Source organism: Thermorhabdus hydrogeniformans (assembly GCF_049310025.1).
Classification (GTDB): domain Bacteria; phylum Bacillota; class Thermosediminibacteria; order Thermosediminibacterales; family Tepidanaerobacteraceae; genus JBJYKD01.
This window is the reverse complement of record NZ_JBJYKD010000034.1, coordinates 1-18,009: the sequence shown is the minus strand read 5'-3', so window position 1 is coordinate 18,009 and position 18,009 is coordinate 1. Positions and strand designations below refer to the sequence as shown.

Below are 18,009 nucleotides of genomic sequence, written 5' to 3'. Positions count from 1 at the left end.
TTAAAAACGGGGGGTGAGTATTATGATGCAGGATCTGGCAAAAAAGATAGCAGCTTTCTTTAAGGATTTCTCGCAGGTAGAAGTAGAAGTGATTAATGTGCGGGACGGGCCCGACGGTGCAAATGCGCTTTGCAGGCTGCCCGACGGAGAATACCAGGTGATTCTGGACAGCGATTTTTCGGTAAAGGCCTATTACCGCAAAAAACCGTATTTAAAGGATGACGCTGAAAATCCGTCCGGTGATTTGAAACCCGAAGATGTGTCCTGCGGGGGCAGCCTTCGCGAAGCTCCATGCGGCAAACAGGAATCCAGGAGGCCGGTGCTTTCCAACAGCGAAAAGGCGGTGACAATTATGATAAAAAGGCATCCTGGAATTACTTCCAGCGAGATCAGCCAGAGCATGAACCTTAAATACAAAATCTTATCCCCCATATTGAAAAAGCTGGTAAGTGAAGGGATAGTAACAAGAGACGGCGAAAAATACTTCTGAAAGAGCAAGAGGTGTAAACCTCTTTTTTTATTTTACATGTTTTTTAAGAGGTGTTATGGCATAAGGGGACTGCCAGCCTTAATCCACCGTAACCCCTTAGTAAATTATCAAAGCAAAATTACTTTTTGACATAAGATTGATGCGGAACCCTTTCAAGATATCATTCATATAATGAAATTAACCAATAGTCGATATATGAAAATTTTTTTTGGCTCGGGTATTGTAACACTTCAAGGCGGGCCGCCATAGTATAAAAGGAGGAGAGATAATGGCAGCACCGGTTATAGTCGCAGTAATAATTGCGGTTGTTGTGGCCTGTTGCCTTTTTCTCGTGAGACTGCGTGTCAAAGGCCCGTCAAACACTGCGGACGAAATGCCAGAAGGGGAGGTGGAGGACGAAGGGGACAAATCGTTTTTCTTTAAAGAACTCGTTCTGGAAGAAATCGCTGAAAGAGATGATGTTCGAAGTGCAATACAAATTCAAAATGCAATAGAAAGCAGTGGAAACCACGAAGAGGACATTTGCGAGCGTATGACAGAAGAACAGGCAGAGGAACAGCGAAAAATACCGGAACAAACGGTAGAAATGGAAGGTAAATTGCAGGCGGTTTGCGAAAGAGAGCGAGAAGTTAAAGGGGAGGGCAAAAAAGAATCCGAAGGGGCGGAATACGGTCAGGAGCAAACGGAAAATGAAAATAATAAAGTCCGACGGGAGGGGGGAGATGGGTTCATCGACATTATAACATTTGAAAAAAACCAAAAAGGAGGGGGTATTATGGACCCATTGATTCAGGTTCCCGTTTTGATTGGGGAAGGTTCCATCCAGAAGATGGTAGAATCCACTGTGACCCTGGCGAATCCGGCGGTCAAAATCCGGGAAATCAGGGCTCGGGTGGATGATTTAAGGACGGATGTCATTCAGGACAAGGTAATCATTCAGGCAACGCTTCACAAACAGATATTTTACGTGGGAGCAGATGCGGTAATCCACCATCAGACGGAGTTCATTCCTGTGAGTTATTTCGTTGATATTTTGGGAGCCGCACCGGGTATGAATGTCACTGTGACTCCAACCATAGAACACGTAAATTATACCCTTTTGGACCCGACCACCGTGCACCAGAAGGTAATTCTGGTGTTTAAGGCCGTGGTCAGTGACACTCAATTGCTCGAAGTGATACCGGGTATTGGAACTCCGCTGTATTATGTTCCACAGGTGGCGGGCCAGGGCTCCCAGCAGCTCATAGTAGAAACCGCGGTTCAGCTTTCCAATCCCGCTCAAAAGGTGGATGAAATCACCGCAGCGGTAAAAGATATCACCACTGATGTGATTACCGACAAGGTGGTCATTCAGGGGATACTACATAAACAGATATTCTATGTGGGCACCGACAATATAGAGTACCACCAGGCGGAAGACGTGCCATTCAGCCTGTTCGTAGATGTAACCGGAGCCGGCCCCGGGATGAACGTCCAGGTCAAGCCGGTTATAGAAACCATAAATTACACTCTGGAAAATGAGACCGGCCTGCTGCAGAAAGTGGTAATGCAGTTTTCTGTGATAGTGACACAAAATACCGAGCTTAATTTACTGCCGGTAACCGGCAAGACCATATTGGCGGAGCAAGTCAAAGGGGAGGTTACCGGGCAAACGCTCCTCCAGGATATTGTGACAATGGAAAGACCCGCTCAGAAGATAAGGAATATTGAGGCGGCCGTAACCGATATCACTTGTCAGGTAATCACCAATAAGGTCATTATCCAGGGCACCGTCCACAAGCAGATTTTTTACATCGGCACCGACAACATCGAATATGAGCAGGGGGAAGACGTGGATTTCAGCTTTTTCGTGGATTTAACGGGTGCCGCCCCGGGTATGAAATGCATCCCGTTTCCCTCCGTGGAAAGCGTTATACCTGAACTGCTGAGCGAGACCCAGCTGCTGGAGAAAGTTGTACTGAAGGTCGATATTCTGGTAACATCAACGGTGAGATTGGGTGTGGATGATTGCAATATAAGATACCCCGTTTGAAAAAATGATATGTATAAGGCCGGAATTAATCCCGCACATGCGGGATTTTTGTTTTTATAATTTAAGTTGTCATATTTAAGCCCTTGTGTTAAAATATCAAGTGTTAACCAGATTCTGATGGACGGTGCAAAGCGATGATAGCGTACAAGTTAGGCAATTCCCTGTATTTAAACATCACCAACAGGTGTACCAACAGGTGCGGATTTTGCATAAGGCAGCAGGGGCCGGGGGTCGGCGGATATAACCTCTGGCTGGAAAAAGAACCCACTACCAGGGAAATCATAGAAGCCATCGGAGATCCCACCGGTTATAAAGAGGTGGTTTTCTGCGGCTACGGAGAGCCGCTACTGCGCCTCCAGACTGTGCTGGACGTGGCGCGCCACCTGAAGAAAAATTACCCGAATGTGCCCGTACGCATAAATACCAACGGTCAGGCCAACCTCATATACGGCGAAGACGTTACCCCTCAGTTCAAGGGGCTTGTTGACGTTATTTCCATCAGCCTCAATGCGGAAAACGCCGAGAAATACAACGAGCTCTGTCATTCGGAGTACGGTGAAGAAGCCTTTTATTCCGTCCTGGAGTTTGCCAGAAAATGCAAGAACTATGTCCCGAGAGTAGTGCTTTCAGTTGTGGATTTGCCCGCCGTAGATGTGGAAAAATGCCGCAAGCTGGCGCAAGACCTCGGAGTGGAATTTAGAGTAAGACATTATATATCAAAAGAGAACTGAAAGCCCGGAAGACAATACGTATTTGATGCCGTGCCCGGATTTAGATTTGTTAAAAAAAGCGGAAATGCGGCGCGAGAAGGATAAAAGTACACATTCTAGAATAAAAAAAGATAGGGGAACCTATCTTTTTTTAATGGAGAAACTTTTAATGGGGGACAGCGCAGGCAAAAATTCACTTCCCGGCAAAAAAAGGCATTGCTTGTTATAACTGTAATTAGGCGAAAGGAGCGGCAGTATGGAGACTTCAGAAATTATTAAAAAATTTGGCATCAGGCCCGCCAGGCGGCTGGGGCAGCACTTTCTCACGGACGAGGCGCCGGTATTGGCCATGATAGAAGCTGCTGGCATAAGCAAAACGGATGGGGTGCTTGAAATAGGGCCGGGTCTTGGGATACTGACAGTAAAGCTCTGTGAGAGGGCCGGGAAGGTGGTGGCCGTGGAAAAAGACAGGGAGCTGGTTCCTGTTCTGGATAAGGTTACCAGTGATTTTAAAAATATTTGTATAATTGAAGATGATGTGCTAAAATTAGATTTAAGTGATATAAGAAAGAGCTACTTTGCTTCAGATTTTAAAGTGGTGGCAAACCTGCCTTATTATATTACAAGCCCCATCATCATGAAGATTATAGATAACCGTCACATGATACCGGTGGCGGTTGTAATGGTTCAAAAGGAAGTGGCTGAAAGGCTGGTGGCGCCTCCCGGTAAAAAAGATTACGGCATACTTTCCATAGCGGTCCAGCTTTACGCCGATGTGGATATCATATGCCCGGTAAAGAGAGACGCTTTTATACCGCCTCCCAGAGTGGATTCCGCCGTGGTGAGGCTTTCGCTTAGGCAGAGCACCAGGGTGCCGGTGGAAAACGAGCCCCTTTTCTTTAAAGTAGTCGAGGCTGCCTTCGGTGAGCGGCGAAAGACGGTAAAAAATTCCCTGAAAAGGAGGCTCGGCATACCCGGGGCCGGCGATGCCGTGGACAGGGCCCTGAAAGAAGCCCGTATCGACCCCGATCGCCGGGGGGAGACATTATCCCTCGAAGAATTCGCCGCCCTGACCCGCGCCATCGAAAGATATATGGGTTGAATTTATATGCAATGAACCTGCAGGTGTATATTATGGGGTAAAGGCTTTAATCCATACATAAATAAATTTTTCGCTTATTAAGGATGTGATAGCGATGCATTTTATAAGCCCTACTAAAGGAAGAATATCTCTTTCAGAAGTGGTAAGGGATATAGTGTCTTTCATGGAAGAAGAGCCTTCTGCCCCTTACAAGCTGATAATCGGCACCGATTCCCAGGCCCGGGAAAACGTGTGCTTCGTCACCGCCATTATAGTCCACCGGGTGGGCAAAGGGGCCCGTTACTACTACAGGAGGAAATTTATGTCCTCGGTTAAGAACCTTCGCCACAAGATTTTCACCGAGACCTCCATGTCGCTGGAGACAGTGATGCAGCTCAAGGAGGAACTTGGAAAAACCCGCTACGGAGATCTGGATGTGGAGGTCCACGTGGATATAGGCCAGAATGGGGATACGAAAGAGCTTATCAGGGAAGTGGTGGGCTGGGTTATGGGCAGCGGCTACAAGATAAAGATAAAACCTTACGCCTGCGGCGCCACAAAGGTGGCCGACAAATACACGAAATAAAAAGACTATAAGCAGGATTGAAATAAAAGCCGGAATCTCCGGCTTTTTAATTTGTTTTCATGAATTTTTCCAGGATGTCAAAGCGCCGGGAAGGATTGTAACCCTGGAACTCCCTGTAAAGGAAGGTCCGGGTTCTGGGCTTGCCGTTGAAGTAATTAAAAGCCTCCAGGGTATCACCGATTATGGTGTCGGCGATTTTCCTGGCGTGAAAGTAGTCCCTTGTCCTTGAACCCAGTTTGCTTTGGTGCAAAGCGGCGGGGACATCGATGGAAAGGTTGTGTTTGACGGCAAAGGCCAGTATTACCGGCGGAACTGCGATGTCTCTGAAATCAGCCATTTCCATGAGACGACGGGATACCGCATGAGGACCGTGGGATGGGGTGGCCACGCCTATCCTGTGGTATATCCCCAGATTGACGTTCAAAAGCTTCCGAAATAGCAGGACCTGCTCGGTGAGCTCGTTGCCGTAAGCTGTGTCGGGGTAGCAGTTGGTCAGGGCGAGGTCGACGCCTCTTTCCCTTACAGACAAAAAAAGGTCGTTGACCAGAAGCAATATATTCCCCACCATATCTCCATCCACGAAAACAACCGCTTTTGCGCCTTCTTTAAAGGCCCTGTAAGCTCCTACCGCCCGGGGGATATCTATGCCTAATTCCGGCTTGAAATACAGAATTTCCACTTTTGACAGCCGCAGGAACTTTATTTCTCTCAGGGTATTGTCGCTGGAACCGTTGACTACTGCTATTATTTTATCGGCGCGGGTTTCCGCCAGAAGAGTAAGGACTCTGCCTATCCTTCCTTCCTCATTTTTTGCTGGAACCACGGCTATATTCATTGTTTTCACCTCGGAAGTTTCACTCACATCCCCCCTGCTACTTTCATATTATGTAATAAAGCCGAACGGGGTGAAAATCTGATAAGGGGGGTGAAGGGATGGCGGAAGTCAAGGTGGGAGACATAGTGACGAGGGCTTCTTACAACAAAGACATATTCTTTAAAGTCATCGAAGTGAGGGAAGCCGAAAAATGCGCCACAATAAAAGGACTGAATGTCAGGATACTTGCCGACGCGCCTTTGACGGACCTTATACTGCCATCCTCTGCCGAAGTAAGGGATTACAAAAGAGAGTATATAAAAAGGAGCAACGAATGCCTGGAACGCATTTTTTACAGGAGAGAATTGGAAAGACAAAAGCGCTTTTCCCGGAATGAATCCAGAGATAACAACGGTTTTTTTGACATTCCGGGGACGGTTCTTCATATAGATGGGGATGAGGACTATCTGGAGTTGTGCCTGACAACCTATAAACAGCTGGAAATACAGGCACACGGGGTGTGTATCCCGGAAAAGGACCAGTCAAAAAAAATACAGCAACTGCTTATGGAATATAATCCCGATATACTCGTGATCACGGGCCATGACGGGCTTCTGAAATCAAGGAGAAATTTTAACGATGTAGAGAGCTACAGAAATTCCAGGTATTTTATCGAAACTGTCAGAAATGCCAGGAGATACGAGCCGTCCCTGGATGACCTGGTGATATTTGCCGGAGCCTGTCAATCTTACTACGAGGGTATTCTCCGCGCAGGGGCCAATTTTGCAAGCTCACCTCACAGGGTTTTCATACATGCTCTTGACCCGGTCTTTATCATAGAAAAAGTGGCTTTTACGCCCATTGACAAGATCGTTTCCGCAAAGGATGTCATAGACGCCACCATTACGGGTATAAAGGGCATTGGAGGCATTGAAACCAGGGGTAAGTTCAGAGAGGGTCTCCCCCGTTCTCCCTATGAGTAATTTGTCTTGGACGGTGGTAGCACATGACCCGGGAAAGTGAAGGCTTGAGTTTGAAACTTTATAACGCCGAAAAACAGGAGGTCCTGATTCTCGACCTGGAGGAATACGTCGTGGGGGCTGTGGCATTTGCCATGCCCCCGGAATTTCCGAAGGAGGCGCTGAAGGCTCAGGCCGTATGTTCCAGGACCCTGGCCGTAAAGCGCATGAGGATTTTCGGAGGAAGCGGCTGCAGGAGGCAGCCGGAGTTCGACGTGTGCGCCGACCCTCTTCACTGTCAGGGGTTCCTGGATGAAGAGGGGCGGCAAAAGCAGTGGGGCAGCCGATACGATGAGTACACCCGTAAAATCCGGCAGGCGGTGGAGGAGACCTCGGAGACCATCCTGGTCTATAACGACAACCCCATCGAAGCCGTATACCATCCGGCCTGCGGTGGATTTACCGAGGACTCGGAAAACGTATGGGGCAATAAGGTCAGCTACCTGAGAAGGGTCGAGTGCATCTACTGCAAGGATTCTCCTTACTGGAAAAATGTCAAGAACTTCTCTATCCGGGAAATAAAAAGGCGTCTGAACATCAATTTTGACGATAATGCTGCAGACAAGAAGGAAATCCCCGGCCTTATAGACAAAGTGCAGAGCACCGCCTCCGGCAGGGTAAAGAAAATGAGGATCGGAGACATGATATTTGACGGGGAAGTGGTCAGAAACCTGTTAAATCTTCCTTCTACCCGGTTTTTCTGGAAGGTGTCCGGCCTTACTTTCCAGGTCATGGGCCTCGGCCACGGGGTGGGGATGTGCCAGTACGGCGCCCGAGGTATGGCCCTTCTCGGGTTCCCGGTGGATGAAATACTAAAGTTTTACTTTACCGGTGTGGAACTCAAAAAAATTGAAAAGCCCACTTCCGCAAAGCCTTTGAAGGGCAAAACCATAGTGGTAGACCCGGGCCACGGCGGAGACAGCGGGAGTTCAGGCCCAATGGGTCTTTCCGAGGGATATGTAAACCTTGAGATAGCCAGGGCTCTGGCGGAAGGCCTCGCTTCCGAAGGGGCCAGAGTGTACCTTACGAGGGACAGGAACGAATTTGTGAGTCTGGCTGAGCGGGTCAGGATTTCCAACGAATACAGGCCGGACATCACCATAAGCATCCATCAGAACTCTTTCGCCGACGACAGGATGGGGGGCACGGAGACATTCTACTACCCCGGAGACGATGAAGGAAAGAAGCTTTCGGAGTTCATACACAGGGAACTTATATCGGAATTGAAGCTGAAGAACCTGGGGGTCAAGGAAGCCGATCTTTATATTTTAAGAGAGACCAATAACCCGTCGGTATTGATAAATTTGGCTTTTTTGAGCAATCCGGAAGAAGAAAGGCTGCTCTCGGAACCGGAATTCAGGCAAAGGGCGGCAAGGGCCATAATAAGCGGAATTATAGCATATTACCAGGAATAACCGGGGAAAATGCGGGTCTGACACAGCGGCAGGTCTTTTTTTTCTTTGATTGGGTAATTGACAAAAAACCACGGGCCTGTTAAAATAATATAATATTTGACATTTGACAAAATCGGTGTTATAATATATCACGTATTTTGTATTTTTGCGAGGTGAGGTTATGGCTTCGGTGGATGCTCTCGCAAAGATCCGTAAGAGTATGGAATCGTACGTGGGAAAGACGGTGAAGCTGAAAGCCAACCGCGGCCGGAAAAAGACCTTCGAGAAGGAAGGCATCCTGGAAAAAGTATATCCGAATATTTTTGTGGTGAAAGTCACCGAATCGCCGGATTTCGTGAGGCGCATTTCATACAGCTATTCGGATATATTGACGGAGACGGTGGAACTGACTTTCTGCTCCAAAGAAGACAAGATAAAATGCGGTTCTGTATAGTCCTGAAATCAGGGCTATTTTTCTTTTATATGACAGTTCTTTATGACGGTTGCTTTTGACCTGCAGCCCGCCGGGCTGTATTTTTGCAAAATCGCTCACACTTACCCCCTTTTTCAAATATATATATAAAAAGGCTGAGAAAGGGGGATTTTTTGCATGGACAGGATTCTGGGGTTGCTCAGGCGGAACCAGAAGAAACTGATGAAGCTGGAAAACGTGGTGGGCGTAGGGATGGGATACAAGATAGTGCAGGGCAGGTTCACCAACAAGCCGGCCATTATGGTGCTGGTTAAGAAGAAGCTCCCCGAGAAAGAACTGAAAAGCCGCCATATAATTCCCACAGCCCTGGGGGAAGTTCCCACCGACGTACTGGAAGTGGGCGAGATCCGGCTGCTGGCATCCCGGATCGAAGGGTCAAGGCAGGCGGCGCCGGGGACCGGCTCATCCGACGGCAAAAACAATGTCATAAGGACCGCCAGAGCCAGGCCTGCCAGACCGGGGATGAGCATAGGCCATTATAAAGTCACCGCCGGTACCTTTGGAGCCGTGGTAAAAGACGAAAAGACCGGAGAGCTTCTCATCCTTTCCAACAACCATGTCCTGGCCAACGCCACAAACGGCCGGGATGGAAAATCCGCAGTGGGGGACCCCATACTCCAGCCGGGGAGCTATGACGGCGGGACCGCTTCGGATGTGATAGCTTACCTGGAAAGATTTGTCCCCATTGAAAAAGACGCCGAGGAAAGCCGCTGCCCGGTGGCGCGGAATGTGGAGAATGTTTCCAACATAATCCTCGGTGTGGTTAAACCGGATTACCGTGTGTCGCTGGTTAAGAAGGCGTCTTCCCACAACCTCATAGATGCTGCGGTGGCAAAACCCGTTAAAGCCCAGTTTATCGAACCGGATATTTTCGAGCTGGGGAAGATAAACGGGATTGCCGAGCCCAGAATAGGCTTGCAGGTAAAGAAAAGCGGACGCACCAGCGGCGTGACCACCGCCGAGATTAAAGCACTGGACGTGGTGCTGAGGGTTATGCTTGGGCCTTCTGAGGAGGCCACCTTTTACGAGCAAATACTGACCGGTCCTATGGCCCAGCCCGGCGACAGCGGGTCGCTGGTGGTGGACGACGGCATGAATGCGGTGGGGCTTCTGTTTGCTGGGTCCGACCGGGCCACCATAATAAACCCCATAGCGAATGTGATGAAACTTTTGAAGGTAACGTTCTAAAAGGGCGGGGCCCTTTTTTTATTATCCCTACAAACGCCGGTCGAAGGATAAATGCGAGAATAATAGCAGCATAAAGAAAAATCAAGAAAAATATTCTTCATGAGGATATTTTAACCAAACTGCCCAAATCTAAAAAAATATTGATAAATTTTGCGACATCAGCCAGGCATTTCTTGTGAGGGCGGGACCGCTTTTTTTACTTCTATATATGCCGCCATTTACTCTTTGTCGAAATATGTCAGATCCCGTATAATTATTAAAAAAAGGAGGAGGCAAATCATGAATTACAGACGAAGGTACCTTTTTGTCGCCCTGGTTCTGGCCTTTGCAGTGCTTTTGCCTGGAGTGGCCGGTGCCGCCTGGAATATTAAAATCACCGTCAACGGCCTGACCCAGACTTTGGACATTCCGGATATCGCCGGTTCCCCCGGAACATACCGTTTTGTTTATACTTATAAAGACGGCAGGTGGGTATTAACACCTGGTGGGCAAGAAACCATAAAGCCGAACCGGGAACCCAGTAATACCACACCGGCGGATACAGGAAAGTCAGTGGGCCGGAATGATTCTGTAAGCAGAGGTGTAGAGGAATCAAATGTTAAGGGCCTTACCGCCGATGAACAAAAGATGTTTGACCTGGTTAACGCGGAGAGGAAAAAGGCGGGCCTTGACCCGCTTAAAATAGACATGAGATTGGTGGATATTTCGCGGAAAAAGAGCCGGGATATGATAGAAAAAAACTACTTTGGCCATACCTCGCCTACATATGGCACGCCTTTTAATGCACTCAAGGCCAACGGCATCGCTTATACATACGCAGGGGAAAACCTGGCGGGCGCGCCCACAGTGGAGCAAGCCCACAAATCCCTTATGGCAAGCCCGGGCCACAGGGCAAATATACTGAATCCGAACTATGATTATGTGGGCATAGGAATCGTCGATGGAGGCCCTTACGGCAAGATGTTCACCCAGACCTTTATCGGCATAAAATGATGCCCGGTGAAAATGTTTTTATAAAGACCTGTGGATTTCCTGTGGATAACCTGTGAATAATGTGGATAAATAAGAGGCAGAGGCGCAGGCCTCTTTTTTTTTTGTGGAACTCCCTGAGTGCAAAGCACATATAATAAATTAGACGCGGTTAATATTATAGGCGGGATTTATGAAGGTTTTATAAAGTTTTATAACGACGCCGGATTCGAGAAGGGAGGGGAGTGAATGGCCGTACTGGGTTTTCTCATAATTATGGGAGTGGCGCTTGTGGCTTATTATCTCTTCTTGAGAAAACTCTTCAATGAAGATCGATTTAAATTAATTGACGATAAAGCCGGTCGGGTCCCGGGCGAAAAAATTCCCGCAGGGAAACCGGGAGCGGCACCTTCTGATACAGGGCCGCCTCCCGGCAACGGGAGGGAAGGGGAAAACGGCTGATTTTGTCCTTTTTTGCTTGAGTAACATATTTAGAAAACTTCTCATATATTATTAGAGTAAAAGAGCATTTTTAAAGGAAAGGAGGATAAAAATGGGCGTTAGATTGACCAAAGAACGGGTAAGGGTGGATCAGGTGGTAGGCGAAGAAAAAACCCAGACCGTGGTTGAAGGAATTATACGTGTTCCGGCGGAAAAGCCGGCGGTCCTGCAGGTTATCTCCGTTGAAGCCGATTTGAACAACCAGAGCCTCGAAACAAACATCCTGGACGGTAAGGTCATTGTCGAGGGTTCCATCGATGTTAAGGTCATGTATGTGGCAATTGCCCCCGAAGGCAGGCCGCTGCAGCCGGTGCATGTGGTGGACGGTTCGGTGGACTTCAGCACATTTGCAAAAATCCCCGGAGCGAAGAAAAACATGGACGTAAGGGTAAAAGCCAAGATAGAGCACATCCAGTTTAACGTGGTGGACAATGAACGCCGCCAGATCCAGGTGAGGTTTATACTGGAAGTATTCGTCAAGGTGACCCAGAGGGTGGAGATTGAGATTGTAATAGACGCCGCGGGTCCGGCCGACCTGCAGATACTGAGGAAGTCCATCCGCGTGGACGACGTGGTGGGTGAGGCAAGAGCCCAGAACATTGTAAAGAGCGATGTAGACCTGCCGCCGGGCAAGCCCAATATAGAACAGATAATAAAAGTTGAAGGGCGGGTCAACAATGCCACCCTTGAAGTAAAAATCATAGACGACAAGGTCATTATAGAGGGAGACCTGGAAGTGGGTATACTGTATGTGGCCGCCGTGGAGGAGCCGCCGCTGCAGCCGGTGCACTTCGCCGAGGTAACGGTGCGGTTTACCCAGTTTGTGGAGATACCCGGAGCAAAAGAGGGCATGTCCAAACTGGTCAGAGTGGAAGTGGAAGCGATTCGCGGCCGCCGGAAGGATGAAAACACCATAACAGTGGAGGCCATCCTCCGGATAAGGGCCAAGGTATTTGAGACAAAGGTCCTGAATGTCATAGTAGACCTGTTCAGCCCTTCCGAGAGGCTGGAAGTTGAAAAGACTCTGCTGAAGGTGGACCAGGTCATCGGTGAAGATGAAAACCAGGTTATAGTAAAAGAAGACCTTACCATTGAAGAAGCTCAGAAGCCCAACATTGAACAGATTTTCAAGGCCAACTGCAGGGCTGAGGTGGAAGAAGCCAGGATCATCGACAACAAGGTAATTGTCGAGGGGACCCTGATTATTGAGATCCTTTATGTGGCCGCCGTGGATACTCCGCCGCTGCAGCCGGTGCACTTCCTGGAACGCAGGGTGCCTTTCACCACATTTGTGGAAATCCCCGGTGCCAAAGAGGATATGACCCTTGATTTTGACGTGGATGTGGAGCACTGCTCGGCTTCAGTGACGGCCCCGAACACCAGGGAGTTTGAAGTCCGGGCCGTCCTGCGCCTGACCGCCAAGGTCACCCAGATGGTGCAGCTTGAAGTAGTGGTGGATGTGGAAGAGCCGGAAGAAGAAGAGATACCCGAAGAAGAAAAGGAAAAGAAGGAACAGGAAAAGCCATCCATGACCATATACATCGTCCAGAGGGGGGATACCCTCTGGAAGATAGCCAAGAGGTATAACGTCACCATAGAAGCCATAGTTAAAGCCAACAACATCGCAAACCCCGACAGCATAATGCCCGGCCAGCAACTGGTTATTCCCCGGCGAATGTTTTAACAGCCCATCCGGCTGAAAAGGCTGTTGACCTGTTTGGTCGACAGCTGAAATTTTTTTAAGGCGGAGGAGGAAAACCGCATATTTTTCAGAATATATATAACAACGGGTCTGCCGCATATAAGAAACTATCGATGAAAAGCAGCAGGAGGAATCTTTATGTTTCCCATTCCGTGGTATGTTGCTGCCTTTGAATCCATACCGGAAGCCTTTCTTATTATAATACTGGCCTTAAAAATAATGGATGAAAAAGAAGTGAATTACAGGCAGATCCTTCTGGCATCCATAATTTACGGCTTTATTACTTTTTTTGTCAGGAACATAACCGTTCGATTTGAACAGCATTTTCTGGCCAGCCTGCATACCATTATTCTTATTCTGGCTCTTGCTCTATTATTCAGCCTGTTGTGTAGAAAAAAATTCCGGGCCTGTTTTATGCCCGTATTTGTGGTGTCGGTACTTTACGGGCTGATCCAGCATGTGATTATTTTATCAATTTTTATCATGTTACATCTAAAAGCGGATGTTTTCGAGCAATATCCATGGTTAACCGTAATACTGTTCATACCTGTAGCCGGGATTACATTTTGGATTGTTCATTTATATGCAAATAGCAGCCGGGGGATGTAAAATGAACAGGAAAAACCTGATTATCATATTCACCGTGACGTTCCAGCTGATGATCGTCCTGATGTTAAATCAAATAATGTTCGCCTCGGATACCGGGCTTTTTTACAAAAACCTGCCTTTTATAACATTGTCTCTGGCGTTGATGATAGTCATGCTCTGCTTTGCCCTGAGATATGTGGAATATTACTCAAGAAAAGAAGCGGAACTTGAGGCCGCAAATTCCCACCTAAAAGACGTGGAAGAGCTGCTGAATACCTTAAAGAGCGAAAGACATCAGCACTCAAAGCACATACAGACCATTCAGGCCATGCTCTACACGGAAGAGTACGAGGAATTAAAAAAGTACGTAAACGGCATCGCCGGCGGTTACCGGAGCACCGGGGAACTGCTGAGGCTGGGAGATACGGTGCTGACGGCCGTGCTGAATGTAAAAATGGAAGCTGCGGGGAGAAACAACATCAGTTTTAAAATAAATACCGGCGGTGTGAGGGTAAAAGACGCAAAGCTCAGTTCCTGGGAGCTTTCGACGGTCATAGGCAATATTCTGGACAACGCCATCGAGGCGGTTATGCAAAAAGACGGAGACCGGCAGATCACTTTCGACCTGCAGAGAGATGATAAATATTACGTATTTACCATTTCCAACAACGGCCCTGCAATCAAGGACGCGGATTTTGCCAGAATATTTGACCCCGGGTTCAGCACCAAAAACAGGGGAATAAGAGGTTACGGGCTTTACGTGGTGAAAAAAATAGTCGACGGTTGCGGCGGCAGGATTGAAATTGCCTCCGATGATAAACTTACGTCTTTTATATTACGCATTCCAAAGAAAGGTGGTTTATATGCTTCAAAGCTGTTCGCGGATGCTGTCCCGGATAATTGTAAAAGAGTTAAAATCTGAACGGTTCGAACCGGAAATACTCGAATACGGCCTTCAAATCATGCTGGGAAGTTTGTTTAAATTCTGTTCCATAGTGTTTTTTTCCATTCTGCTGAAAACATTTCCCGAAACCATGGCAAGCCTCGCGGCATTTGCCCTGCTCCGGCACTTCGCCGGCGGGGTCCACTGCAAGACTTACGGCATGTGCTACATAACGGGGGTCGCCATGTTCTTGGCGAACGGCCTTGTAGTAAAATACGCGGCTTTCCCGGCGGATATTTTGATATGGGTGAACAATCTTTGGCTTGTATTGAGCCTGTTCATTACATTAAAGTGGGTGCCGGCGGGGACCGAAAAAAAGGCGGTTTCCGACGGACGCACCAGGGAGCGGTTGAAGGGGATGACGATGATTATACTGGGGGCCGTGTTCATCCTGACCAACGCCCTTTACCTTGCCGGCAGAGCCAACTACCTTGAGGCCGTATTCCTCGGAGTCGTTGAAGAGATGCTTTTTGTGACGCCCTTCGGATACAGGCTCCTTAAAGCCTCCTATCATTAAAAATTTGTGAAAGGGATCAGATTATGGCGAATATTCTCGTCTGCGAAGATGAAAAAAACACCCTTGCCATGATATGCAGGCTTTTAAAGGAAAACCCCCTGGTGGAAGAAATCTACCAGGCGAAAAGCGGCGGCGAAGCCGTGGAAATAATCAAAAGCCAGGCGCCCCACATACTGCTTATGGATATCGATCTGCCCGACATAGACGGCATCGAAGTGGCCAGGATAGCGGCGGCTCTGAACCCCCGCGTGTCCATAGTATTTATTACCGGCTACCCGGACTACGCCACCGAATCCTTTGTGGTCCACCCCTACGATTACATAATAAAGCCCATAGACGTGGAGCGCTTTCGCGAGACCGTCTACAACCTGGCCGCCAGGATTGAAAACGACCTGCTGGAAAACAAATTAAAATCCGCCGGCAAACTCCCCGTAAAGATAGAGAACGGCATCCTGTTCCTTAACGCCGGGGAAATCATCTTTATAGAGCGGGTTGGCAGGGAGACGGTAATACACACAAAAAAAGGAGTATACCGTTGCGGGGACAACTTAAAAACCATCGAATCGGATTTAAACGGCAACTTTTACAGGGTGCATAAATCGTATATCATAAATATGGACATGATAGAGCGGATAGAAAACCTGGGCGACTCCTACGAAATAAGCTTTTACAACTACGACAAAAAGGCCTACATGAGCAAGGGCAAATACCAGTTTTTGAAAGAAAAATACAGATTTTGATGAGAGTGGGGTCTTGAAGCTTGCTGAACGAATGAAAAAGATGCACATTTTGGTGCATCTTTCAGTAGGCTAATTGTAAATCTTCCAGCATTTGCATGTCCTTATCCGATCCCTGGCCCCGGGTCGTCAGGTAATTTCCTGTGAGCATTCCGTTTAACCCGGCGACAAAGCCCAAGGGCTGCAGGCTCCTCAGGTTGACCTCCCTGCCGCCTGCGTATCTTATGTTCTTTTTCGGCAATATGAACCTTATTATAGCAAAAGTCTTAATTATCTCCAGCGGTGGGAGTGGTTTTGCGCCTTCCAATCTTGTGCCTTTAACCGGGTTTAGTACATTTACAGGTACTGCGTCCACATCCAGTTCTTTTAATAAAAATGTGTGTTCAATGCGCTGTTCCATGGTCTCGCCCATCCCGATTATCATGCCGGAACATACTTCCATCCCGGCTTCCTTAGCGTATTTTATGGTCTCAATTCTCTCGTCGTACGTATGGGTCGTAACTATATTATGGAAAAAACTCCTCGCCGTTTCCAGGTTGTGGTTATAGCGCTCCACGCCCGCTTCCGCCAGCCTCTGTGCCGCCTTCCTTGTAAGGGTACCGAGACACGCGCACAGTTTGAGATTGGTCTTTTCTTTCATTTTTTTGAATGCTCTTAAAATTCTTTCAAACTCTTCTTCATCCCCATTATACCCCAAACCGCTGGTGGCTATATCACAGTGTCTGGCTCCGTTCTTTTCCCTTTGAATGGCCTGTTCTACAATCTCATCTTCGCTCATTAAAGGATAACATCTTACATCGGTTTTATGGTAGGCGGACTGCGAGCAAAATGCGCAGTCTTCGGGGCAGTTCCCCGATTTAGCGTTGATCACCGAACACAGGTCTACCTTATTGCCGGCAAACTTCTCCCTTATCTCGCTGGCAAATCCGCACATCAAAAATATGTCGCTGCCCGTTGCCCTGCCCAGCATGACGGCTTCATCGTATGTAATATCTCCGCCCGCCAGCACCCTGTCACCGATCCTAATTATGTCAGAATAATATTCCCCCATACAAAACCCCCTTTTTTCTTTTAAACATATAATACTTTTTAATAATTGTCAACATATGAAAATATTTTGGTTTACATATAACAGCCCCGCATATTCTTTTCCACTGCGGTGACGGCATTGATTATAGAATAATTTTAAAATTATGTTTATCGGAGAATAGCTGCGTAACAGAAGAAACCCTTGACAATAGCGATGGACCGGCGTATTATAATATTTGTAAACTCTATAAGAAGGAGAGGTTGACAATTGAAGAGCAAAGATTTGGCATTTGTGGGGCTGTTTGCGGCAATAACGTCGGTAATGGCGCAGATATCCATTCCCCTTCCTTTTACGCCGGTTCCAATAACGTTTCAGCTGCTCGCGGTATGTATGGCAGGGGCTATACTGGGCAGCAGGCTCGGCGGCCTGTCCATTCTGGTATACGATCTCCTGGGAGCCGTTGGAATTCCTGTCTTTGCAGGATTTACGGGTGGTCTTGGGTCAATAACCGGCCCTAGGGGCGGATACATAATAGCATTTCCGATTGCGGCTTTTTTAATCGGTTATATTATAGAACATGCACGATCGAATAAAAAGGTAATGACTTTTATTGCCATGTTCGCAGGTCTTGTAATCATATACTTTTTAGGCATGATTCAGCTATCTGCAGTCACCGGATTGAACATGGTAAAGGCGTTTTATGCCGGCGTTCTACCGTTTATACCCCTGGATATGGTTAAAATCGTTATTGCCGCATTTATAAGCATGCCGGTAAGAGAGGCCGTGATGAGGTTTTCCTCTTCCGGTTGAGGTATTTTTTATAAAGGTTTATGGGAGGAATTTAGAATGCTAAATGTGTTCAAGTATGCCGAAGAAAGAGGGAAACGGGAAGGCTTTCTTGAAGCATTGAATAAACACAGCCGCGCAAAAAGCGCGGCTTTTTCAGTGTACGCGGCTTGGGCGAGCTTCTGCGGCGAAGATTACATGTGGGGCTGGCAGCGTTTCTCGTTAGCCGATGGGGCTATTTTCCGCCGTTCAGACACGACTTTTCGCCAGTTGGGCCGGAAAAACCGCCAGTTGGACAAATATGGAAGGAGATTCAGAAGCTGTAGAGAATATTTTATTACATAATTAAATTATGATTCTAGTGTAGAAACCCTACTTTTTTACTTCTTTTCCCGAACCTTGAAAATTTCATAAGGAATGTTTTGGAAA

At 47.7% G+C, this 18,009-nt stretch carries 20 protein-coding genes; 18 read left to right on the top strand and 2 right to left on the bottom strand.

All coding sequences use genetic code 11. The features are described from left to right. Positions 1-22: 22 nt before the first annotated feature. The 5 genes from ACKX14_RS13485 (at position 23) to ACKX14_RS13465 (ending at position 4,899) form a co-directional block, all read left to right on the top strand. Entirely contained in the window at positions 23-490 is a 468-nt protein-coding gene (locus ACKX14_RS13485) for a hypothetical protein (RefSeq protein WP_422448504.1), read from the top strand. 268 nt (positions 491-758) lie between these two features. Beyond that, positions 759-2,522: a DUF3794 domain-containing protein gene (locus ACKX14_RS13480; RefSeq protein WP_422448502.1), complete on the top strand. Its 1,764-nt coding sequence runs from the start codon at positions 759-761 to the stop codon at positions 2,520-2,522. A gap of 134 nt (positions 2,523-2,656) precedes the next feature. Then, entirely contained in the window at positions 2,657-3,253 is a 597-nt protein-coding gene (locus ACKX14_RS13475) for a TatD family nuclease-associated radical SAM protein (RefSeq protein WP_422448500.1), read from the top strand. Positions 3,254-3,488: 235 nt separating this feature from the next. Next, on the top strand, positions 3,489-4,334 hold the full coding sequence (gene rsmA / locus ACKX14_RS13470) for a 16S rRNA (adenine(1518)-N(6)/adenine(1519)-N(6))-dimethyltransferase RsmA (protein ID WP_422448498.1): 846 nt from the start codon (positions 3,489-3,491) through the stop codon (positions 4,332-4,334). A 94-nt stretch (positions 4,335-4,428) separates the two neighbouring features. Beyond that, on the top strand, positions 4,429-4,899 hold the full coding sequence (locus tag ACKX14_RS13465) for a ribonuclease H-like YkuK family protein (RefSeq protein WP_422448496.1): 471 nt from the start codon (positions 4,429-4,431) through the stop codon (positions 4,897-4,899). Positions 4,900-4,945: 46 nt separating this feature from the next. Here the strand turns inward: ACKX14_RS13465 and ACKX14_RS13460 are convergent, their stop codons facing one another. Next, complete coding sequence (locus ACKX14_RS13460) at positions 4,946-5,761, bottom strand: glycosyltransferase (RefSeq protein WP_422448494.1); 816 nt, start codon at positions 5,759-5,761, stop codon at positions 4,946-4,948. Positions 5,762-5,832: 71 nt separating this feature from the next. On the opposite strand from ACKX14_RS13460, the gene yabG reads away from it, so the two are divergent. The 11 genes from yabG to ACKX14_RS13405 all read left to right on the top strand — a co-directional run bounded on the left by yabG (position 5,833) and on the right by ACKX14_RS13405 (position 15,767). Further along, positions 5,833-6,696 carry a sporulation peptidase YabG gene (yabG, locus tag ACKX14_RS13455; protein WP_422448492.1) on the top strand — a complete coding sequence of 288 codons (864 nt, stop codon included), beginning with the start codon at positions 5,833-5,835 and terminating at the stop codon, positions 6,694-6,696. Positions 6,697-6,719: 23 nt separating this feature from the next. Further along, entirely contained in the window at positions 6,720-8,147 is a 1,428-nt protein-coding gene (gene spoIID, locus ACKX14_RS13450; protein WP_422448490.1) for a stage II sporulation protein D, read from the top strand. A gap of 160 nt (positions 8,148-8,307) precedes the next feature. Next, on the top strand, positions 8,308-8,580 hold the full coding sequence (locus ACKX14_RS13445; RefSeq protein WP_422448488.1) for a Veg family protein: 273 nt from the start codon (positions 8,308-8,310) through the stop codon (positions 8,578-8,580). 156 nt (positions 8,581-8,736) lie between these two features. After that, positions 8,737-9,807 carry a chymotrypsin family serine protease gene (locus ACKX14_RS13440; RefSeq protein WP_422448486.1) on the top strand — a complete coding sequence of 357 codons (1,071 nt, stop codon included), beginning with the start codon at positions 8,737-8,739 and terminating at the stop codon, positions 9,805-9,807. Positions 9,808-10,086: 279 nt separating this feature from the next. Further along, on the top strand, positions 10,087-10,800 hold the full coding sequence (locus ACKX14_RS13435) for a CAP domain-containing protein (protein WP_422448484.1): 714 nt from the start codon (positions 10,087-10,089) through the stop codon (positions 10,798-10,800). 225 nt (positions 10,801-11,025) lie between these two features. Next, positions 11,026-11,238 (top strand): hypothetical protein, encoded by a 213-nt coding sequence (locus ACKX14_RS13430; RefSeq protein WP_422448482.1) that lies wholly within the window; start codon positions 11,026-11,028, stop codon positions 11,236-11,238. Positions 11,239-11,329: 91 nt separating this feature from the next. Next, positions 11,330-12,961: a DUF3794 and LysM peptidoglycan-binding domain-containing protein gene (locus tag ACKX14_RS13425; protein WP_422448480.1), complete on the top strand. Its 1,632-nt coding sequence runs from the start codon at positions 11,330-11,332 to the stop codon at positions 12,959-12,961. Positions 12,962-13,117: 156 nt separating this feature from the next. Further along, positions 13,118-13,588, top strand: a complete 471-nt coding sequence (locus ACKX14_RS13420) for a hypothetical protein (protein WP_422448478.1) — start codon at positions 13,118-13,120, stop codon at positions 13,586-13,588. A 1-nt stretch (position 13,589) separates the two neighbouring features. Further along, positions 13,590-14,489, top strand: a complete 900-nt coding sequence (locus ACKX14_RS13415; protein WP_422448476.1) for a sensor histidine kinase — start codon at positions 13,590-13,592, stop codon at positions 14,487-14,489. Then, on the top strand, positions 14,431-15,027 hold the full coding sequence (locus ACKX14_RS13410) for an accessory gene regulator ArgB-like protein (protein WP_422448474.1): 597 nt from the start codon (positions 14,431-14,433) through the stop codon (positions 15,025-15,027). Before ACKX14_RS13415 ends, ACKX14_RS13410 begins: the two co-directional genes overlap by 59 nt. Before the next feature lie 23 nt (positions 15,028-15,050). Further along, the gene (locus ACKX14_RS13405) at positions 15,051-15,767 is read left to right on the top strand and encodes a LytR/AlgR family response regulator transcription factor (RefSeq protein ID WP_422448472.1); all 717 of its coding nucleotides are present in this window, start codon (positions 15,051-15,053) and stop codon (positions 15,765-15,767) included. 61 nt (positions 15,768-15,828) lie between these two features. Here ACKX14_RS13405 and bioB read toward each other — a convergent pair whose 3' ends face one another. Further along, entirely contained in the window at positions 15,829-16,815 is a 987-nt protein-coding gene (gene bioB / locus ACKX14_RS13400) for a biotin synthase BioB (protein WP_422448470.1), read from the bottom strand. A gap of 246 nt (positions 16,816-17,061) precedes the next feature. On the opposite strand from bioB, the gene ACKX14_RS13395 reads away from it, so the two are divergent. Then, positions 17,062-17,604: a biotin transporter BioY gene (locus ACKX14_RS13395; protein ID WP_422448468.1), complete on the top strand. Its 543-nt coding sequence runs from the start codon at positions 17,062-17,064 to the stop codon at positions 17,602-17,604. Positions 17,605-17,640: 36 nt separating this feature from the next. Continuing rightward, a complete protein-coding gene (locus ACKX14_RS13390; protein ID WP_422448466.1) occupies positions 17,641-17,925 on the top strand; it encodes a hypothetical protein in 285 nt (94 codons plus the stop codon). Positions 17,926-18,009: the final 84 nt, after the last annotated feature.

What these genes read in the sequence shown, in the direction of transcription:
- ACKX14_RS13390 (WP_422448466.1), top strand. Translation starts at nt 17,641, where the DNA reads ATGCTAAATGTGTTCAAGTATGCCGAAGAAAGAGGGAAACGGGAAGGC.
- spoIID (WP_422448490.1), top strand. Translation starts at nt 6,720, where the DNA reads ATGACCCGGGAAAGTGAAGGCTTGAGTTTGAAACTTTATAACGCCGAA.
- ACKX14_RS13440 (WP_422448486.1), top strand. Translation starts at nt 8,737, where the DNA reads ATGGACAGGATTCTGGGGTTGCTCAGGCGGAACCAGAAGAAACTGATG.
- ACKX14_RS13465 (WP_422448496.1), top strand. Translation starts at nt 4,429, where the DNA reads ATGCATTTTATAAGCCCTACTAAAGGAAGAATATCTCTTTCAGAAGTG.
- yabG (WP_422448492.1), top strand. Translation starts at nt 5,833, where the DNA reads ATGGCGGAAGTCAAGGTGGGAGACATAGTGACGAGGGCTTCTTACAAC.
- ACKX14_RS13435 (WP_422448484.1), top strand. Translation starts at nt 10,087, where the DNA reads ATGAATTACAGACGAAGGTACCTTTTTGTCGCCCTGGTTCTGGCCTTT.
- ACKX14_RS13480 (WP_422448502.1), top strand. Translation starts at nt 759, where the DNA reads ATGGCAGCACCGGTTATAGTCGCAGTAATAATTGCGGTTGTTGTGGCC.
- ACKX14_RS13405 (WP_422448472.1), top strand. Translation starts at nt 15,051, where the DNA reads ATGGCGAATATTCTCGTCTGCGAAGATGAAAAAAACACCCTTGCCATG.
- rsmA (WP_422448498.1), top strand. Translation starts at nt 3,489, where the DNA reads ATGGAGACTTCAGAAATTATTAAAAAATTTGGCATCAGGCCCGCCAGG.
- ACKX14_RS13425 (WP_422448480.1), top strand. Translation starts at nt 11,330, where the DNA reads ATGGGCGTTAGATTGACCAAAGAACGGGTAAGGGTGGATCAGGTGGTA.
- ACKX14_RS13475 (WP_422448500.1), top strand. Translation starts at nt 2,657, where the DNA reads ATGATAGCGTACAAGTTAGGCAATTCCCTGTATTTAAACATCACCAAC.
- bioB (WP_422448470.1), bottom strand. Translation starts at nt 16,815, where the DNA reads ATGGGGGAATATTATTCTGACATAATTAGGATCGGTGACAGGGTGCTG.
- ACKX14_RS13415 (WP_422448476.1), top strand. Translation starts at nt 13,590, where the DNA reads ATGAACAGGAAAAACCTGATTATCATATTCACCGTGACGTTCCAGCTG.
- ACKX14_RS13420 (WP_422448478.1), top strand. Translation starts at nt 13,118, where the DNA reads ATGTTTCCCATTCCGTGGTATGTTGCTGCCTTTGAATCCATACCGGAA.
- ACKX14_RS13445 (WP_422448488.1), top strand. Translation starts at nt 8,308, where the DNA reads ATGGCTTCGGTGGATGCTCTCGCAAAGATCCGTAAGAGTATGGAATCG.
- ACKX14_RS13430 (WP_422448482.1), top strand. Translation starts at nt 11,026, where the DNA reads ATGGCCGTACTGGGTTTTCTCATAATTATGGGAGTGGCGCTTGTGGCT.
- ACKX14_RS13485 (WP_422448504.1), top strand. Translation starts at nt 23, where the DNA reads ATGATGCAGGATCTGGCAAAAAAGATAGCAGCTTTCTTTAAGGATTTC.
- ACKX14_RS13410 (WP_422448474.1), top strand. Translation starts at nt 14,431, where the DNA reads ATGCTTCAAAGCTGTTCGCGGATGCTGTCCCGGATAATTGTAAAAGAG.